16 protein-coding genes and 3 pseudogenes are annotated in these 16,835 nt (G+C 61.6%); 2 read left to right on the top strand and 17 right to left on the bottom strand.

From position 1 onward, the window contains the following. The 16 genes and pseudogenes from ACLIBF_RS04055 to ACLIBF_RS03980 form a co-directional block, all read right to left on the bottom strand. Nucleotides 1–1,152, bottom strand: a complete 1,152-nt coding sequence (locus ACLIBF_RS04055) for a S1C family serine protease (protein WP_003847784.1) — start codon at nucleotides 1,150–1,152, stop codon at nucleotides 1–3. 24 nt (nucleotides 1,153–1,176) lie between these two features. After that, entirely contained in the window at nucleotides 1,177–2,142 is a 966-nt protein-coding gene (locus ACLIBF_RS04050) for a zinc metalloprotease HtpX (RefSeq protein ID WP_448309396.1), read from the bottom strand. Beyond that, on the bottom strand, nucleotides 2,120–2,617 hold the full coding sequence (gene psiE-GI / locus ACLIBF_RS04045; RefSeq protein WP_016154556.1) for a heat resistance protein PsiE-GI: 498 nt from the start codon (nucleotides 2,615–2,617) through the stop codon (nucleotides 2,120–2,122). The genes ACLIBF_RS04050 and psiE-GI overlap by 23 nt, the downstream gene beginning before the upstream one ends. Beyond that, entirely contained in the window at nucleotides 2,614–4,329 is a 1,716-nt protein-coding gene (gene kefB-GI, locus ACLIBF_RS04040) for a heat resistance system K+/H+ antiporter KefB-GI (protein ID WP_088222458.1), read from the bottom strand. The genes psiE-GI and kefB-GI overlap by 4 nt, the downstream gene beginning before the upstream one ends. A 3-nt stretch (nucleotides 4,330–4,332) precedes the next feature. Then, a complete protein-coding gene (gene trx-GI, locus ACLIBF_RS04035; protein ID WP_000786815.1) occupies nucleotides 4,333–4,773 on the bottom strand; it encodes a heat resistance system thioredoxin Trx-GI in 441 nt (146 codons plus the stop codon). Next, on the bottom strand, nucleotides 4,763–5,908 hold the full coding sequence (locus ACLIBF_RS04030; RefSeq protein WP_050311373.1) for a hypothetical protein: 1,146 nt from the start codon (nucleotides 5,906–5,908) through the stop codon (nucleotides 4,763–4,765). Before ACLIBF_RS04030 ends, trx-GI begins: the two co-directional genes overlap by 11 nt. A gap of 79 nt (nucleotides 5,909–5,987) precedes the next feature. Continuing rightward, nucleotides 5,988–6,599 carry a heat resistance membrane protein HdeD-GI gene (hdeD-GI, locus tag ACLIBF_RS04025; RefSeq protein WP_001090779.1) on the bottom strand — a complete coding sequence of 204 codons (612 nt, stop codon included), beginning with the start codon at nucleotides 6,597–6,599 and terminating at the stop codon, nucleotides 5,988–5,990. A gap of 89 nt (nucleotides 6,600–6,688) precedes the next feature. Further along, nucleotides 6,689–7,576 carry a heat resistance protein YfdX2 gene (gene yfdX2, locus ACLIBF_RS04020; protein ID WP_016154558.1) on the bottom strand — a complete coding sequence of 296 codons (888 nt, stop codon included), beginning with the start codon at nucleotides 7,574–7,576 and terminating at the stop codon, nucleotides 6,689–6,691. Nucleotides 7,577–7,678: 102 nt separating this feature from the next. Beyond that, a complete protein-coding gene (gene yfdX1 / locus ACLIBF_RS04015) occupies nucleotides 7,679–8,593 on the bottom strand; it encodes a heat resistance protein YfdX1 (RefSeq protein ID WP_057631349.1) in 915 nt (304 codons plus the stop codon). Nucleotides 8,594–8,615: 22 nt separating this feature from the next. Beyond that, nucleotides 8,616–9,074 carry a small heat shock protein sHSP20-GI gene (gene hsp20-GI / locus ACLIBF_RS04010; protein ID WP_001275372.1) on the bottom strand — a complete coding sequence of 153 codons (459 nt, stop codon included), beginning with the start codon at nucleotides 9,072–9,074 and terminating at the stop codon, nucleotides 8,616–8,618. A gap of 87 nt (nucleotides 9,075–9,161) precedes the next feature. After that, a pseudogene (gene ftsH / locus ACLIBF_RS04005) lies at nucleotides 9,162–10,985 on the bottom strand (ATP-dependent zinc metalloprotease FtsH). Nucleotides 10,986–11,045: 60 nt separating this feature from the next. Next, on the bottom strand, nucleotides 11,046–11,237 hold the full coding sequence (locus ACLIBF_RS04000) for a hypothetical protein (RefSeq protein WP_039185901.1): 192 nt from the start codon (nucleotides 11,235–11,237) through the stop codon (nucleotides 11,046–11,048). Then, on the bottom strand, nucleotides 11,237–14,086 hold the full coding sequence (gene clpK, locus ACLIBF_RS03995; protein ID WP_019077723.1) for a heat shock survival AAA family ATPase ClpK: 2,850 nt from the start codon (nucleotides 14,084–14,086) through the stop codon (nucleotides 11,237–11,239). The genes ACLIBF_RS04000 and clpK overlap by 1 nt, the downstream gene beginning before the upstream one ends. Nucleotides 14,087–14,191: 105 nt before the next feature. Further along, nucleotides 14,192–14,761 (bottom strand): small heat shock protein sHSP20, encoded by a 570-nt coding sequence (gene hsp20 / locus ACLIBF_RS03990; protein WP_000350435.1) that lies wholly within the window; start codon nucleotides 14,759–14,761, stop codon nucleotides 14,192–14,194. A gap of 34 nt (nucleotides 14,762–14,795) precedes the next feature. Continuing rightward, on the bottom strand, nucleotides 14,796–15,077 hold the full coding sequence (locus tag ACLIBF_RS03985; protein ID WP_000643630.1) for a helix-turn-helix domain-containing protein: 282 nt from the start codon (nucleotides 15,075–15,077) through the stop codon (nucleotides 14,796–14,798). 228 nt (nucleotides 15,078–15,305) lie between these two features. Continuing rightward, nucleotides 15,306–15,569 carry a hypothetical protein gene (locus tag ACLIBF_RS03980; protein ID WP_001295708.1) on the bottom strand — a complete coding sequence of 88 codons (264 nt, stop codon included), beginning with the start codon at nucleotides 15,567–15,569 and terminating at the stop codon, nucleotides 15,306–15,308. Between the two features lie 14 nt (nucleotides 15,570–15,583). Between ACLIBF_RS03980 and ACLIBF_RS03975 the strand changes: the two genes are divergently transcribed. Continuing rightward, nucleotides 15,584–15,847: a transposase gene (locus tag ACLIBF_RS03975; protein WP_039185905.1), complete on the top strand. Its 264-nt coding sequence runs from the start codon at nucleotides 15,584–15,586 to the stop codon at nucleotides 15,845–15,847. Next, nucleotides 15,792–15,908 (top strand): annotated as a pseudogene (locus ACLIBF_RS03970) (transposase domain-containing protein); the annotation flags it as partial. The gene ACLIBF_RS03975 and the pseudogene ACLIBF_RS03970, both read left to right, overlap by 56 nt. A gap of 163 nt (nucleotides 15,909–16,071) precedes the next feature. Here the strand turns inward: ACLIBF_RS03970 and ACLIBF_RS03965 are convergent. Beyond that, nucleotides 16,072–16,835, bottom strand: a pseudogene (locus ACLIBF_RS03965) (IS3 family transposase); the annotation flags it as partial.

The raw sequence follows: 16,835 nt of genomic DNA, 5'->3' as shown, positions 1-16,835 counted from the left end.
TCAAACTCCCGGTTGTAGTTCCACAAGCATCTCGCGAGTCTTGCCGGCCCGCTCCACTAACAAGACCACAACATCTCCAACGTTCTTGTCGTCTAGCCGGGCCTGTAATGTGGTGACGTCGTCGACGGCGATACCGTCGATGCTGATAACGCGATCGCCGGGCACGATGCCGCCTGCGGTGACCTCGACGCCGACGAGCCCGGCCCTGTGCGCCGCCGAGCCCGGCGTCACGCGCAATACGAATACGCCCTTACTGCCGGTCAGCGCCTGCAGACGCGCGTTGAGCTGCTCATCCACCTCGATGCCCAGCGCCGGACGGATGTACTTGCCGGTCTTTATGAGTTGCGGCACCACGCGCATGACGGTATCGACCGGCACCGCAAAGCCTATGCCGGCCGAGGCGCCAGACGGACTGTAGATGGCGGTATTGATTCCGATCAGCCGCCCAGCCGAATCGAGCAGCGGGCCACCGGAATTGCCGGGGTTGATGGCGGCGTCGGTCTGGATCAGGTGATCGATGGCCGGGCCGCCCGCTTCTCCCGGCAACGAGCGGTCGAGCGCGGAGACGATACCAGTGGTGAGCGTCCAGTCCAGGCCGAAGGGGTTGCCGATAGCGAACACCTTCTGACCCACCTTGAGGTCGGCACTGGTGCCGACCGGCACGGCCGGCGGGCGCTTGAAACCGACGCCGATCTTGAGCACGGCGATGTCGTGCGCGGGGCTCGTCCCCACCAGCGCGGCCTGGTAGTCGCGGCCGTCGGCCAGTTTGACGGTGGCTTCGGACGCGCCCTGGATGACGTGGAAGTTGGTGACGACGTGGCCGGCGTCGTCCCAGATGAAGCCCGAGCCAGTGCCGCGCGGCACGGAGAACACGTTGCGCGTCCAGACATCGCGTACTAATTGCGCGGTGGTGATGTAGACCACCGAGGCGCGCGATTTTTCGAACAGTTCGATGGTGGTTTTCTCGTCCGCCGCCAGATCGCCACGCGCCATCACGGTGCGTTCTGCTGCCTCGCGCGGACTGAACCATGCCTCGATGGCGGGCAGAAATTGCCACAGCAGCATGAGCGCGGCAATGCAGGCGGTGATGAAGAGCCCGCGCCGGACGAAGCGGTCCGGCGCGGGGCGTTGGTACGGGTCGAGATAGGCCATGAGACGTCTCCTGTTGATGGGCAATCAGCGCCACAGCCCGCTCGGGCGCCAGCGCGGTGGGCGCGTCGCCAAAGCGGATTCCGGCAAAAAATGGGGCGCGCGGAGTGGCAACGCTGATGCTGGCCCAGGCGCCAACGTCAGCAGGCGTGCGATGCGCTCTTGCGTTGCCGGACGCGTGCGCAAGCAGGAGGGCTCGGGATTGCCCCATCCCGGCCATAGCCAGGCACGCCAGGAGCGGCTGACCCGCTCGATTTTCGCCAGCGCGGACGCCAGCCCCTGCGGGTCGCCAGTCAGTTCCGCCGCAAGGCGGTCAGCGTCGAACTCACGCACACGAGACAAGCCGAGCTGTGCGAGCAGGGCCAGCAGGGGCGATGCGGCCAATAACAATAGACCAGGCCAATAGACCTCCGCCGCGCCAACCAGCTGCGCGGGCAGGCTGAGCAGGATCGCGATCTGTCCCATAAGGGCCAGTAGGCTCGTGAGGCGACTGTCGGAATCCGCCAGCCCCATGACACGCAGATCCTCATTAGCGATGTGCGCGACCTCGTGCACGAGCACACCCGCCAGCTCGCGTGGGCTCAGGCTGCGCAGCAGGCCATCGGTGAGGGCGATCGATGCCTCCTGCTTCGATCCGGTGGCGAAGGCGTTGACGACGGCACTGGGCACATAGTGCGGCACCGGCGTGGCGGGCAAACCGGCACGGGCGGGCAGCTCGCGCAACAGGGCCCACATCTTGTGGGCTTCTTGCGGGTGCAAGGCCCGTACGCGGTACAGGCGCAAGCTCAGCGCCGACGCGGCTACCGGTTCCAGCAGCAACGCACCTGCAACGGCAAACAGCGCGAGCCACAGGCAGCCTTCCCCAAACGGCAGTCTCCCTGCTGCGGCTGCGATCCCGACCAGGGTCAGGACCAACAGCCCGGTCTGCAGGCGGTTGAGCCAGCGGTGTTGCAAGAGCGCCGTGCGCGGATCACTGGGATGATGACGGGTCATGCTCAGAGGTCTCGGCGGCGCGGTCGCCGCGCTTGCGCAGCAGCCAGTAGGTCGCACCCAGAGCCAGCGTGGCGCTTGCCAGCGCGGCTATCTTTGCGGGGCTCGCGTCGGAGTCGAGGATCACGAACTTGCGGGAGAGTGCGATCAGCGCGATCAGGACCACCGTCTTGACCTGGATGATGCTGTCCCGACGCAGCGCCACACGCACGATGGAATGCTTGAACTCCATCGCGATCAAGAGCGTCATGATCATGCCGAACACGCTCTGGAATACCTCGTGGTCCAGGGGATTGAAGGCATCTAGAACCAGCAGCGTGAAGACGATGGAGATGAGCTGGAACAGCGACACCACGATGATGACGGCGATCACCGCCGACAGCACGAGCGCGACGACCTGCTCGAAGCGCTCGTAAAAACTCATGATGGCCAATTGGTCACGTAAGACCTGAAATGGGTTAAGGCGTGTTGATTTCATGACGATGAACTCCCTGGAAAACGGCTGCTGTCGAGACGGCGGCGCATTGCGCTGATGTGTCCTTCAATCAGCTCGGTCGACATGCCAAGCGTCGACATCACCTGTTCCGCCAGCCCAATAGCTGCGGCAAAGGATTGCTGATACACGCGCACGTTGGGCATGGCGCGAAATGCATCGGCCGCGGTCGTACTTCTGCATGACACCCACAAGGTCAGCGCCGGACGGCGCTCGGCAATCGCCTGGGCGATGCGCAACGCTTGCTGGGCATGGGCGAACGTCAGCACCACCAAGTGCGCATGCGTCAAGCCGGCAGCCAGCAAGGTATCGGGCCGACTGGCATCGCCATGGAACACCGGCGCGCCGGCGGCACGCGCGGCCTCGACCTTCTGCGCGTCCGCCTCCAGCAGCAGATGCGCCACGCCGGCGTGGCGAAGAATCTCGCTGACTGTCAGGCCAAGCTCGCCCGCGCCGCAAACGATGACATGGTCTCGATATCGCGTCGTCTGCGCGGCGATCTCGACTTCTTCAGCCTGGGGTGGCTGAATGACGCCGCCGGTGCGGCTCAAGAACCGGGCAAGTACATCGTGATGGCGGATCAGTAGCGGTGCCAGGGCCATGCTGAGCACCAGCGCGACCAGCATGGGTTGGACGACGGTCGCGGGGATCAGATGCTGCTGCAAGACCGTGCCCAACAACAGCAGGGCGAACTCGCCGCCGTGCCCCAACGCTATGCCCGTGCGCCAGGCATCGAGGGCGGACAGGAGCGTCGCCCGCAAGGCCAGCGTATTGAGCAGGATCTTGACCGGTACCAGCACCACCAGCCACGCCAGCACCGCCAGCGGTGCCGAAAGAATCTGTGCTGCGTCCAGTTGCAGGCCGATGGTCACGAAGAACACGCCCGACAACACATCGCGAAACGGCCTGAGGTGGCTTTCCATGTGGTGCCGGAAGTCGCTCTCGCCCAGCACCATCCCGGCGAGGAAGGCCCCTAGGGCGGCGGATACGCCGACCGCGTGCGCAGCGGCGGCGGCAGCCACCACCACGCACAAGGAGACGAGCACGAACGATTCCTCGTGGCCCCGCCGCGCCACCCAGCCCAGCAGGCCATGCAACAGACGGCGCGAGGCGAGGGCCGCTGCCGCGAACAGCAGCAGCACACCGAATACTTCGAGCAGCACATGCTCGATCTTCGGCGACTCGCCGCGCGCCCAGATCGCCAGCAAGGCCAGCAGGGGCACGCTGGCCAGGTCCTGAAAGACCAGCACGGCGATGACACTGCGGCCGTGGCGGGTGGTGAGCTCGCCTTGGTCGGCCAGTTGTCGGCTGACCAGCGCCGTGGACGACATGGCCGCCGCAGTGCCGAGCAGCGCGGCGCTCTGGCCGGGCTGCCCCAGCCACATCAATAGCAGGATCAGCGGCGGGGCCACGGCGATCATCTGCAGAGCGCCCGCCATCAGCACCGTCCTGCGGGCGAGCCAGAAGTGTCCGAGGGAGAATTCCAGTCCGACCATGAACAACAGCAGCGCCACGCCCAGCTCGGACAGAAAGCTCAGCGTCTCCCCCGGCGCGATCACGCCGATGACTGAGGGGCCCAGTACAACGCCGACAGAGAGATACCCCAGCAAGGCGGGCACTCTGAACGCCGCCGTCGCCATCGCCGCCAGGCTGCAAGCCGCCAGCAGGATTAGTGTAGTGCCGAGCAAGCCCTGCATCGGTCAGCGTCCCACTTGCGTCGACGTCCAGCGCACGATGTCCTGCGCGCCCATCACGCCGGCCTGACGGGCGATCTCCCGCCCACCCTGGAACAGGGCGAGCGTCGGGATGCTGCGGATACCGAACTGCGCGGCCAGGTGGGGCTCAGCCTCGGTATTCACCTTCGCCAGCCGGATCCTCGGTTCGAGCTGGTGCGCCGCTTGCTGGAACTGTGGCGCCATCATCTTGCACGGCCCGCACCATGGCGCCCAGAAATCGACCAGCAGCGGCAGATCGCTGCGCTCCACGTGGCGCGAGAACGTCGCCGTGGTCAACTCGATGGGCTCGCCCGTGAACAAGGGCTGCTGGCAGCGGCCACAGTTGGGATGTTCCGATAGCTTCGCAGTCGGTACGCGGTTGATGGACTGGCAATGCGGGCAGACAAGGTGAAGATCATTCTTCATGGTTCGCCTCCTTGGACCACAGTGAGGCTGCCTCGCTTCGGGTCACAGACAATGCCGACCAATCAACGCCTTGGAGCCAATCGTTCCCGTTTTTGCTTACTCCGGCCTCTTCCAGATGAGCAGCGATGAATGCTTCGGCCTGCATGAGCCACCTTCGGACAGCATCTTCCTTACTAGGAATCAGCAGGATTTCAGAGACGCTGCTGGCATTCAGCCCGTCCACACGGATAAGCAGAAAAATGCGCCGCCACAAACGCGGCATGTCCTTCAGCAGGTCAAATGCAAAAGCGAACTCGCTCGACCGATCAATCAGCTCCTCCTGTTCCGCGATCGTTGCGACATCGGGATGCTGACTGCCAGCGAAGATATCGGCCAGCTTGAGTGTGTCATCGGGCTGATAAAATTCGAAGATTTCCTCTTCCACCATGGCCTCGGCCACGTCTTGGGCATCCGGTTCGACCGGCGCGTCCAGAGAAACGAATTCGCCAAATTGCCGGCTGCTTGCCACTTCGTTATCCAGGACGGCGAACAGATGCTTCAAAAGACCGGTGTAAGCCTCTTTTTCCCCCGGCACGGATTGCCATTCCACCTCAGCTCGGACAATCGCTTCATCCACCACGTCGCGCAGCGTCGGATAATCGCGCGGTAAATCGCCGACGGCCCGCAGATAAGCCAGCTCACGCCTTGCGACAGCCTCAAGTTTCGACAGTAGAGGCATTCGGGTCACCTCGGCCTCATGGGCGGCTGATGCGGGTTTTGCGGCAATCCGCACCTTGAGCTCGCGCAAGCGCTCGCGTCGTGCTTTGCGCTTGATTTGATCCTGAGCATGCAGTCGGTCAAAATGCTTCTTGGCCTGACGGAACAACGACTGTGCGAGCATCTGCGCGAGGGGCGTCAGCTCGTCATGTGATGCAGTAACGCTGACAATCTTTTTGCCGGGCAGGTGCATATAGCCACTGGCCAGAAATTGCCGCTTGATCTTGTCGCGATCAAGGACGATTTGAAGTTGCGCTGAATCTTTAGTGTGTTTGTCGAGCAATGGCTTGAGGGCGTGCTCGATCACATTTCCCAAAGCTCTCTGCCAAGGTTCATGAAACTCTTTGTCGATAGCTCGATAGCTATATTGCATCTGCATGTATGACTCCTTCGATGTCATTTCTATGGAGGTATGAATCGAGGATGCTCATATCCATAGATTTTGGTTTGGCACGCTCTTACCCCAGGCGCGTTTTGCGAAGACTCCAACTCAAGAACAAAAGCGTGACGCCATAGACTGCCGCATGGAAACCCAACAGCCAGCCTGCGGCCACGAATGACTCGACCGGACGGGTAAAAAATATCCACAAGACGATAGCGCCAAGGATAATCGAGAGCAGTCCACTGAGGGCAAGCCAGATTTCACCCTTGATTTCCCGACGCAGCCGAACGGCGGCGGATATCTCCAGCACACCGGTGAAAATCGCCCAGAAGCCCACGCTAGCCCATAAAAAAGAAGCCAAGACTATCGTGGCGACCCAAGGAGCAACCAGGACGACGACGCCCGTAAGTATGCCGACAATGCCGCTGAACAGCAGCCAGCCCCAGCGCTCTTTTTTCTGGATATGGCGCACCGCTGCAAACAAGTTGAACGCGCCATTGACCAAGGAAAATGCGCCGAACATGATGGTCATGGCCAACAGAGCCGATTGTGGCATCCAGAACGCGAGGGCTGCAAAAATCAATGCCAAGACACCGCGCAGCACAAAAAGCCACCAATTTTGGCTCAGCGAACACAGTGCTTTGGTGGGGTCATCCGCATTGGAATTAGCGATGGTGTCTGTGTTCATGCAATATCTCCTAAAGATCTATACAAAATAAAAAATCAAACACTCATGGGACAAGAGAGGGGGCGCTATGCGCCCCCTCTCCAGGGGTTTCAGAACAACTTGGACAGTTTTGCCTTGACTTCATCGAGCCAGCCTTTTCCGCAGCCTCCCCCTCCCGTCTTTTCCTTGATTTTCTTGAGTTCAGCGTACAGGGGCTCAAAGTCCTTCCTTTTTCCATAGCCCAGCAGTTCTGCCATTTCCAACTGCTGCCGGGCTTCGTTCAACAATGTCTCCAGGCGCTCATTGGATGCTTCGCTGCGCTGACCATCTTCTACCAGGGGCTCGGCGCGCTTCAGGAGCAGCTTCGCACGCAGGACGGGCAGCGGAAGCACGCTGCGCTCCTCGACCAGCGTGCTGAGCGCTGACTGCAGCGCGGCTTTGGCTTCTTCGATCTTGCCCTGATCGATCAGCGGCACGACTGCCTTCACGGCTGCGGGATAGGACGCCAAAGGGATGTTGGTGACCGTGATCACGATTTCACTGGCCAGCAAAGCCAGCACGTGGCGAGCCTGTTGCACCTCGCCATGTTTGAGGGCATCCAGCGCCTCGTCGGTCATCGCCTCAATGGTTTCCGTGTTGGCGAACAAGTCGTGCACGATGGTGCGCACATCAACGCCGGCCAGGGCGAGCGTGGGTTCGCGCGCGACGATCAGCTCCAGCTTTCCCGTCACTTCGGCCAGCGTTGCCAATGCGCGTGCAGTGTCCTTGCCGTCAAGTGCGGCCAGCGCGGATTTGGTCAGCGACAAGGCCGAGACTGCCTCATCGAGGACTTGTTTACGTTTGTCTGCCGCCTGCGAGTCCGTTTCTTTCTGAACCTCAGGCTGTACCTCCGTGACGACTTCAGGCTTGGACTCTGGACTGACAGGAAGGCTGCTTACCGCGGCCTGTTCGTTTATTCCTTCGTTCGTCGCATTGGGATTCGGTGTTTGCTCATTCATGGTGATATGCCTCGTATGAGATAGTGAAAATAGGCGAATCTATTGGGGCTGAATGCGAACATCGCGAGACTGACCGACAGAGCAGTCAGCCCCTTCATCACCTCAAAACAGCTTTTGGATGCGCGTCTTCAACTCGTCGAACCATCCCTTGCCGCTTTTGCCACCAGCCGACTTTTGCTCAATGGACTTCACCTGATCGAAGATGGGTTTGAAGTCCGCCTTCTTGCCATAACCCAGGATCTGCGCCATCTCGATCTCCGTGCGCACGGACGACAGCAAGGTGCTGAGCTCCTCGTTCTGCTTGGCATCGCGCCTGTCGGTCTCGGCCAGCTTTTCAGCTTTTGCCATCGCGGCTTCGGCCCGTAGCACGGGCAGAGGAAAGGCGACCGAGGTCACCACCAGCGTGTTCAGTGCTCGGGCGAGTTCCGCTTTGGCGTTGTCGATCTCGCCGCTGTCGATGAGCCGTACGGCCGACTTGATCGCTGCCGGGTACGTTGCCATCGGAAGGTTGTCGGTTTGGATTACGATTTCGCTGGCCAGATTGGCAACGATGGGCCGGGCCTTTTGCACCTCGCCATCACCCAACAACTCCCGAGACAACTTGACCGCTTTCTTTACCGATTCCACGTTGGCGTGGATATCGTGGGTGATGACGCGTACATCGACCGGCGCTAAAGCAAGTTTGGCGTCGCGTGCCAATACCAGTTCCAGCTTTCCGCTGGCCAGTTCCAGCGCAGCAAGCGCCTCCTTGGTCTTCTTTGCATCAAGGAGGGTCAAAGCCTCCTGGGTCTTGGTGAGCGCCGTGATGGCGTCTTGAGTGAGCTCGGCACGCTTTTTATCGGCTTCCCGGGCGGCCTTGTCATCTACCTGTGGCTGTGCCGCCTTGGATGCGGCAGAGGGTGCTGCAGCACCTGGGCTAGAACCTGCCGCCGATTGGGCCAGAGCCGGTCCGCTCAGTCCGACGACGACCGCCAGGGCAAGTGCGGAGAAGGTGTATTGTGGCTGTTTGATATTCATGATCTTGGGCTCTTGGTTGAAGTTAGTTGACTGAGATTTCAATCTGTTTCGGTTTGGCTTGCTCGGCCTTGACAAGCCGCACTTCCAGCACGCCGTCTTTCATGGAAGCCGTCACCTTGGTCGGATCAACGTTGTCAGGCAAGACAAAGCTGCGCACAAAGCGGCCATACGCACGTTCGATGCGGTGGAACTTCTTGCCCTGCTCCTCTTTTTCCAGTTTGCGCTCGCCGCTGATGGTGAGCACACCGTTTTCCGCGCTGACGCGCACGGCATCCTTGGGGACCTCCGGCAGATCCAGCTTGAGGAGGAATGCGTTCTCATCCTCGCTGATGTCCGCCATTGGTGCCCAGTCCGCCGTGGTCATGGCTTCGTTGCCGGTACGGGCGCCCTGTCGCTGGGGTATTCGTCCGAACATCGTCGCCAGGCGGTTTTGCAATTCATCCAGTTCCCGGAAGGGGTCCCACGGAGTCAATGCAGACATATCGGTTCTCCTTGAACAATGCCGACGAATTGGATGACGCACTGAACAGAGCCGTCGGTTTACTCTGAATGGCACCTACTACTGTTTTCAGTTCCGAACAAGTCCTTGAGCCAATTGACGGATATCGCTTTCGTCGAGCGTTTCCCGCGCCAGCAGCTCGCGCGCACAGCGCTCCAGCACCGCGCGGTTGATGTCGAGAATCCGGTAGGCGCGCTCGAACACGCCCATCACGATGTCGCGGATAGCCTGATCGATGCGCGCCTGGGTCGATTCGGCCACCCGGCAACCGCCGTGGGCCAGTTAAGGTGTATCGAGAAAGCGGGGCCGCTGCGCCTCGAAGGCGATGTAGCCTAGGCCCTCGTCCATGCCAAAGCGGGTGATCATGTCGCGGGCGATGTCGGTGGCTCGCGCCAGATCGTCCGCCGCCCCGGTAGACAACTCGCCGAACACCAGCTTTTCGGCGGCACGCCCGCCCAGCAGTACGGCGATCTTGTGCTCGAGATCGGTACGCGTCATCAGGAAGCGGTCTTCGGTGGGGCGCTGCAAGGTGTAGCCCAGCGCGCCGATGCCGCGCGGGATGATCGAGATCTTGTGTACGGGGTCGGTTTCGGGCAGCGCCAGCGCCACCAGCGCATGGCCCATCTCGTGATGGGCCACGGTTTCCCGCTCCTTGGGATTGAGCACGCGGCTCTTCTTTTCCAGGCCCGCCACGATGCGCTCGATGGTCGCGGTGAAGTCCTGCAATTCCACGGCGGACGCACGGCGTCTCCTCGCCGCCAGCGCCGCCTCGTTGACCAGATTGGCGAGGTCCGCGCCGGAAAAGCCCGTGGTCAGTGCGGCTACCTGTTCGAGGTCTACATCCTGGGCCAGCGTCACCTTCTTGACATGAACCTTCAGGATGTCCAGCCGCCCCTTCTTGTCGGGCCGGTCCACCAGCACCTGGCGGTCGAAGCGGCCGGCACGCAGCAGCGCCTGGTCGAGGATTTCGGGGCGGTTGGTGGCGGCGAGGATGATCAGCCCGACCGAGCTGTCGAAGCCGTCCATCTCCGTGAGCAGCTGGTTGAGGGTCTGCTCGCGCTCGTCGTGGCCGCCGATGGGGCCGCCGACGCCGCGCGCGCGGCCCAGCGCATCGAGCTCGTCGATGAAGATGATGGCCGGCGCCTGCCCGCGGGCCAGCTCGCACAGGTCGCGCACACGGGCCGCACCCACGCCGACGAACATCTCGACAAACTCTGATCCGGAGATGGAGATGGAGAAGCAGGGCACCGCCGCCTCGCCGGCAACAGCCTTGGCCAGCAATGTCTTGCCGGTGCCCGGTGGGCCGACCAGCAACACGCCCTTGGGAATGCGCGCCCCGAGACGGCCATAGTCCTGCGAATTCTTCAGGAAATCGACGATCTCGACCAGCTCCGCCTTGGCCTCATCCCCCCCCGCGACATCGGCGAACGTCACACCGGTGTTCTTTTCCACGAACACCTTGGCGCGGCTCTTACCGATGTTGAGAAACCCGCCCATGCCCTGCTTCTCGGCGAAGCGGCGGAACAGGAAGAACCAGACGCCAAAGAAGGATACCGCTGACAGGATCCACGACAGCACATCGCGCAGCCAGGTGCTCTCCAACACGCGGGCATAGGGCACGTCGTACTTCGACAGGCGATCGGCAAGATCGGGTTCGACCCTCGTTGCCACGATCGTCGTCTTGCCCCGGCTGTCCGGCGACTTCAGGCGCCCGGTCACCGTACGATCCGACACCAGCACTTCGGCCACGCGCCCCTCGTCCAGCGCCTTCTCGAACTCGCTGTAGGGCACCGGCTCGACGGTTTTCGCCGTCTGCCAGTATCTCTGCAAACTCAGCAACAGCAGGAGGGCAACGATCCAGTAGCCGGTATTCCATTGATTCTTTTTTTCCATGGGCCTTGTTCCTCGAAAGTCGAGTTGCCAGAGGATCAGGTGAACAGACGGGCCGCACCGTCACGCAAACGGATGGCCAGCGAGCGGGAGGGCAGTGCCGCCGCTGATGAGCAGCCCCCACGGCGTGGCCGACCGCGGATCACGCTTGTAGACGACCGCGTGACCCGCGGGCACGACCGCCACCGCGATTGATGCCAGGGAGGCTGCCCATGCCAGGCCGATGGGGTCGGACACGGCAGCCTCGCCCGCCATCAAGATGCGTCGCTCGCCGACTTCTTCTTGCGCGAGCCTTTGCCAGCGTCGCCGTGCGGCGTCTCGGTCGCCTTCGCGACATCCGGCTGCTCCGGCTCGGCCGGGGTCTGCGGTAGCTCTTTGCGTTCGAACACCACGCGTTCGGCCTTGTCGTCCCAGCGTGCGCTGGCGTGATCGCCCTTGCCGATGCTGCCACCGAGCATCTCGCGCGCCAGCGCAGTTTCCAGCTCGCTGCGGATCAGGCGCTTGAGTTCACGCGCACCGAACTCGGGTTTGTAGCCTTCTTCCGCGAAATGGTCGATCAGCGTCTGATCGAAAGTGAGCGTCACGCCCTGGCTGGCGGCGCTGCGCGCCACGCGATCGAGCTGCAGGCCGACGATGTGGCGGATCTCCTCCTTGCCCAGCGCATGAAAGACGATGATCTCGTCGATGCGGTTGAGGAACTCGGGCCGGAAGTGGCCGCGCAGCACGTCCATGACCTCGGTCTTGGTCTTTTCGTACTCCTCGTCGGCCGCCCCACGCGCCTTCAGCCGTCGCTGGATGATGTCCGAACCCAGGTTGGACGTGGCGATGATGATGGTGTTGGTGAAATCCACCACCCGGCCCTTGCCGTCGGTGAGGCGACCGTCGTCGAACACTTGCAGCAGGATGTTGTAGACGTCAGGGTGTGCCTTCTCGATCTCGTCGAGCAGCAGCACGCTGTAGGGCTTGCGCCGCACCTTCTCGGTGAGCTGACCGCCTTCGTCGTAACCGACATAGCCCGGAGGCGCGCCCACCAGCCGCGCCACGGTATGGCGTTCGCCATATTCCGACATGTCGATGCGCAACAGGGCGTGCTCATCGCCGTAGATCGATTCGGCCAATGCCTTGGCGAGCTCGGTCTTGCCCACCCCGGTCGGGCCCAGAAACAGGAAGGTAGCCACCGGTTTGCTGCCTTCGCGCAGGCCGGCGCGGGACAGCCGCACGGCATCGGCCACGGCACGGACCGCCTCGTCTTGTCCCACCAGGCGCTCGTGCAGCCGTTGTTCCAAGTGCAGCAGCTTTTCGCGCTCTTCCACCGTCAACTCGTTGACCGGGATGCCGGTCAGGCGCGAGACGATCTGCGCCACGTGTTCCGCCTTGACCTCGGCACTGCCGGAGGCCCGCTCCCGCTCCCAGTTCTCGACGAGCTTCTTGAGCTCGGCCTCCTTGGCTTCGATGCGCTTGCCGAGCTCGGCGGCCTGGTCGTACTGCTTGCGCGCGGCCACGTAATCCTGTTCACGCCGCAGCTGGTGCAGTTCGGACTCCAGCTCCTGCACGGCCACCGGCCGGGCCGTGGCCGACAGCTTGACGCGCGCGGCCGCCTGGTCGAGCAGGTCGATCGCCTTGTCCGGCAGGAAGCGCGCCGTGATGTAGCGGTCGGACAACTCGGCCGCCGCGATGATCGCGTCCTCGGAGATGCTGACCTTGTGGTGCGCCTCGAAGGTGTCGCGCAGGCCGCGCAGAATCATGATGGCCTGGGCCACCGTCGGCTCGGGCACCGTCACCGGCTGGAAGCGCCGCTCCAGTGCGGCATCCTTCTCGATGTATTTCTGGTACTCGTTCAGCGTCGTGGCGCCGATCAGGTTGAGTTCACCGCGCGCCATCATCGGTTTGAACACGTTGGCCACGTCCAGCCCGCCTTCGCCACCGCCCTGGCCGGCACCGACGATGGTGTGCACCTCGTCGATGAACAAAATCAGCTCGCCCTGGTGCTCGGTCACCTCCTTCAGCACCTTCTGCACGCGCTCCTCGAACTCGCCGCGATATTTGGCGCCGGCCACCATGGCGTTGATGTTGAGTTCCACCAGGCGCTTGTCGCGCAAGGTCTCGGGCACTTCACCCGCCACCATGCGCTGCGCCAGCCCTTCGACGATGGCGGTCTTGCCCACACCCGGCTCGCCGATCAGCACCGGGTTGTTCTTCTTGCGCCGGGCCAGCACCTCGATGGTTGTTTCGATCTCCTGCGCGCGGCCGATCACCGGGTCGAGCTTGCCGTCGCGCGCCATCTTGGTCAGGTCGCGCGAGTACTTGTCGAGTTCTGGCGTGTTGGTCGGCGTCTCAGCGCGTCCATCCTCGGCGCCCTTGCCGACCACCTTGCTGACCTGTTGGCGCAGCGCCTGCGGCGTCAGGCCGTAGCGGCGCAGCAGGTTGGCGGCCAGCCCTTCGCCTTCCTCGGCCAGACCGATCAGGAAATGCTCTGGACCGACATAAGAATGGCCGAGTTCATTGGAGGCCACGAAGGCGCGGCTGAGCGCATCCTTCACGCGCGGCGACACGCCGATCTCGCCCTCGAAGGGCTTGTCCCCGCGCTTGGCCTCAGACTCGATCTGCCGCTTGAGGTCATCGACCTTGATCTTGAACTGACCCAGGATGGTCTTGACCACGTCGCTGTCGGCCAGCGCCAGCAGCAGATGTTCGGTATCCACCTCGGAGCGGCCAAATTCGGCAGCGTGTTTGGCGGCCTCCTGCAACAAGGCTTCCGACTGTTCGCTGATGCGGCTGGCCAGCCCACTGCCGCGACGGCGCGGCGCACCCGAACCTGCGGCGGCGGGCTCGCCAAACGAGGCATCGACCACGTCATCGGTATCGGCGGCAACTGGCGTCGCGTCGTCGCCGATGCGGAAGAAGTCACTGCCGAGGAAGTCCTCGAACAGGCCGCTGCGCGAACCGAACAAGGCTTCCAGCGGCGAAACGGTGCGCTTTTGCTGGCGCACTAATTGCCGGTAATGGTCGTCGCACAACAGCATGGTGCTGTGACGACCGTTGAGATTGGCTTCCACCCGCACGGTGGCGGGTTGGCCGCAGACCTGGCATTGTTTTCTGGCCATGCTGATGCTCCTTAGAAGGTTGAAAAGGTTGAGGCGACGAGGCATCGCGAGCCGCGACACCTCGTCTCGGGCCGGGTTTTTCTTGTGACGAACGAGCCGGCGACGTCAGCCGTTGATCGGGATCGAGCGTCCCTGCTTCGGCGCGCTGACCTCGCGCTTGTCGATCGTGACCGTGAGCACCCCGTTCTTGAACGATGCCTTGATCGAATCCTGGTTGGCGTCGTCAGGCAGGTTCAAGGCACGCTGAAAGCTGCCGTAGGAGCGCTCCACACGGTGGAAGCCACCTTCCTTCTTCTCCTGTTCCTGGCGCTTCTCGCCACGCACCATCAGCACGTCGTTGTCGAGGGTGATCTGGATGTCCTTCTCCTCGACACCGGGCACTTCCAGGGCAATCTTGTACTGCTTGTCGGTTTCCTGGATGTCCAGGGCCGGCTTCAGCATGCCCGACCAATCGGATGGCCACTGCGGCATGTTCAACGCCGGAAAACCGAAGCCCCGGAATGCGTCATCGAACAGCCGGTCGATTTCCCGATGCAGTTGCAGGATCGGGCTGACTGGCCCGCTCGCCGCTGGCAGGTCATTGCGCTGCACCGGCAGGGAGGAGGCGGTCTGCTGCTCTTGCTGCTCGTTCTTGAACCAGTTCCAGGGAGCCAACTTCTTGAAATCGATGTCCATGTCATACCTCCAGAAAAATTGGAAAACGAGTTACTCAAGCCCTTTGCCTGCTGCGACGGGCAGTGCGCCCAGGCGACACGGGCTGCTCGGATGACTTCTGCTGTTCACGCTTGCGCATCACCTCCTTCTTTGCTCCGGCTCGGGTCTGATCATTGATGCACTGATCGATTTCACTTTGACGAAGCCGCCACGTCCCGCCCACCTTGAAAGCCGGAATTTCCCCGTGTGCGGCGAGCCGATAAAGCGTCCGCTTGCCGACTTTCAAGTACGCAGCCAATTCATCGAGCGTGAAAATCACCTGTAGGTGCGCTTTCATCTCACCCTCTCCAATCGCGTCGCTTTGCGGTTCCGGCCAAGGATATCCTTGCAATACTTTGTAATATTAGACCTACTATGAAAAACCTCAAGAGTCAAGAGTCAATGTGCAGCGTTCTCCCGCCCCATTGATGCAGGTCAACTGCTCAGGCAAGGCACAGGGGGGCGGCCTGATCAGGCAATGGACAGCGCCTGGCTCCTCAGCCTGTGTGTGCCACAGGCGCCTCGATCAAACACCGATCCTCACGTTGTAGCCGAGTGCCCGCAGCCCCTTGCTCGTCTGCATGTTCCTTGGCGGAAACTCGTCTGGGCGCGCCCAGACGACGATTTCCCCGAGGCTGCTCAGGCCAACGTGCGGAATTGCCCAGTCGTCGCTGCGGATCGCGTTCCAGAGTCGGGCCGAAACACTTCCGTTGCCCCAGACAACGTAGTTCAACAGTATCCGTCCGGCCAACACACCTTCCCGACACCGCCTCCGAAGGCCATGGCCCATCAAGCGGATTTTCCATGCGCCCTCAGCGCCGTACCTACAGCAAATCTTTCAAGGCTCAGGTCATTCAGGAGTGTTCTGAACCCGGTGCCTCCATCGCAAACATCGCCTTGGGCTACAGCCTCAATGCCAACCTCGACCACAAATGGATTCGGCTGCCTACCCACAAAACCACGGCTATCCAGCCAGCGTTCATCCCGTTGCCTTCTCAAATGCTCGGCGTGGGTTCGCATGCTCAAGCGCGCTGCTGCGATCATGAGTTTGATCCAGTCGGCCCGTAATAATGGGCACGATCCGTATGCCTATCTCAAGGATGTGCTGACACGGTTGCCGTCCCTGTAACAGCCTGAAGTTGACCTGGGTAATCAAATACCGGTGTAGTGATTAGGAAACAGGGCTCGGATAACATCATGGCGCAGGTCATTGAACCTACTAACGACGCCGGATATATGGTCGCAAACCGCATCGAACTAGTACTTGCATCACCCGGGGCGTCCATATATGGTCAACTAAAACTGGCCACCGCTTTAGAGTTTTTCCAGTATCGGTTTTCCGATTCGTTTGGGGGTAATCCACCGTTATAGTCATGCGACCTTAGCGAGCTGTAATACCCGACGATATAGTCTGTGATCGCATGAGCAGCTTCGCTAAAGTTTATATAACCTGTCACCGGCACCCACTCGTTTTTCAGACTACGGAAGAAGCGTTCCATCGGGCTGTTGTCCCAACAGTTTCCACGTCGGCTCATACTCTGCCCGATCCGGCAACTCCACAGTAACTGCCGGAACTGCCTGCTTGTATAGAGGCTACCCTGGTCACTATGGAACATCACTCCGGCTGGTTTACCGCGAGCTTCCCACGCCATTTCCAGCGCTTTGATGGTCAGCTTGCTGTCCGGCGAGAATGACATTGCCCAGCCCACCGGTTTCCTTGCGAACATATCGAGAACAACAGCGAGGTAAGGCCAACGTTTACCTGTCGAGATATACGTCACATCGCCACACCACACTTGGTAGGTTCTGTCACTGCGAACTGTCGCTCAAGGTGATTCGGGATAACGATGTGTTCATGACCACCACGTTTATACCGGTGGGTAGGCTGCTGACAACTCACCAGCCCCAGTTCTTTCATGAGCCTGCCAGCAAGCCAGCGTCCCATTTTGAAGTCTCTCAGGGTTGCCATGATGGCGATACTTCTTGCGCCAGCAGAGCCATGGCTGATGTTATGCAGTTCCAGAACCTGACTGCGTAACACAGCTCGCCTGCCGTC

The sequence above is a fragment of the Pantoea sp. PGP6 genome (assembly GCF_053474785.1).
Note: the sequence above shows the minus strand (reverse complement) of the source record. Positions and strands in the feature narration are given on the sequence as shown.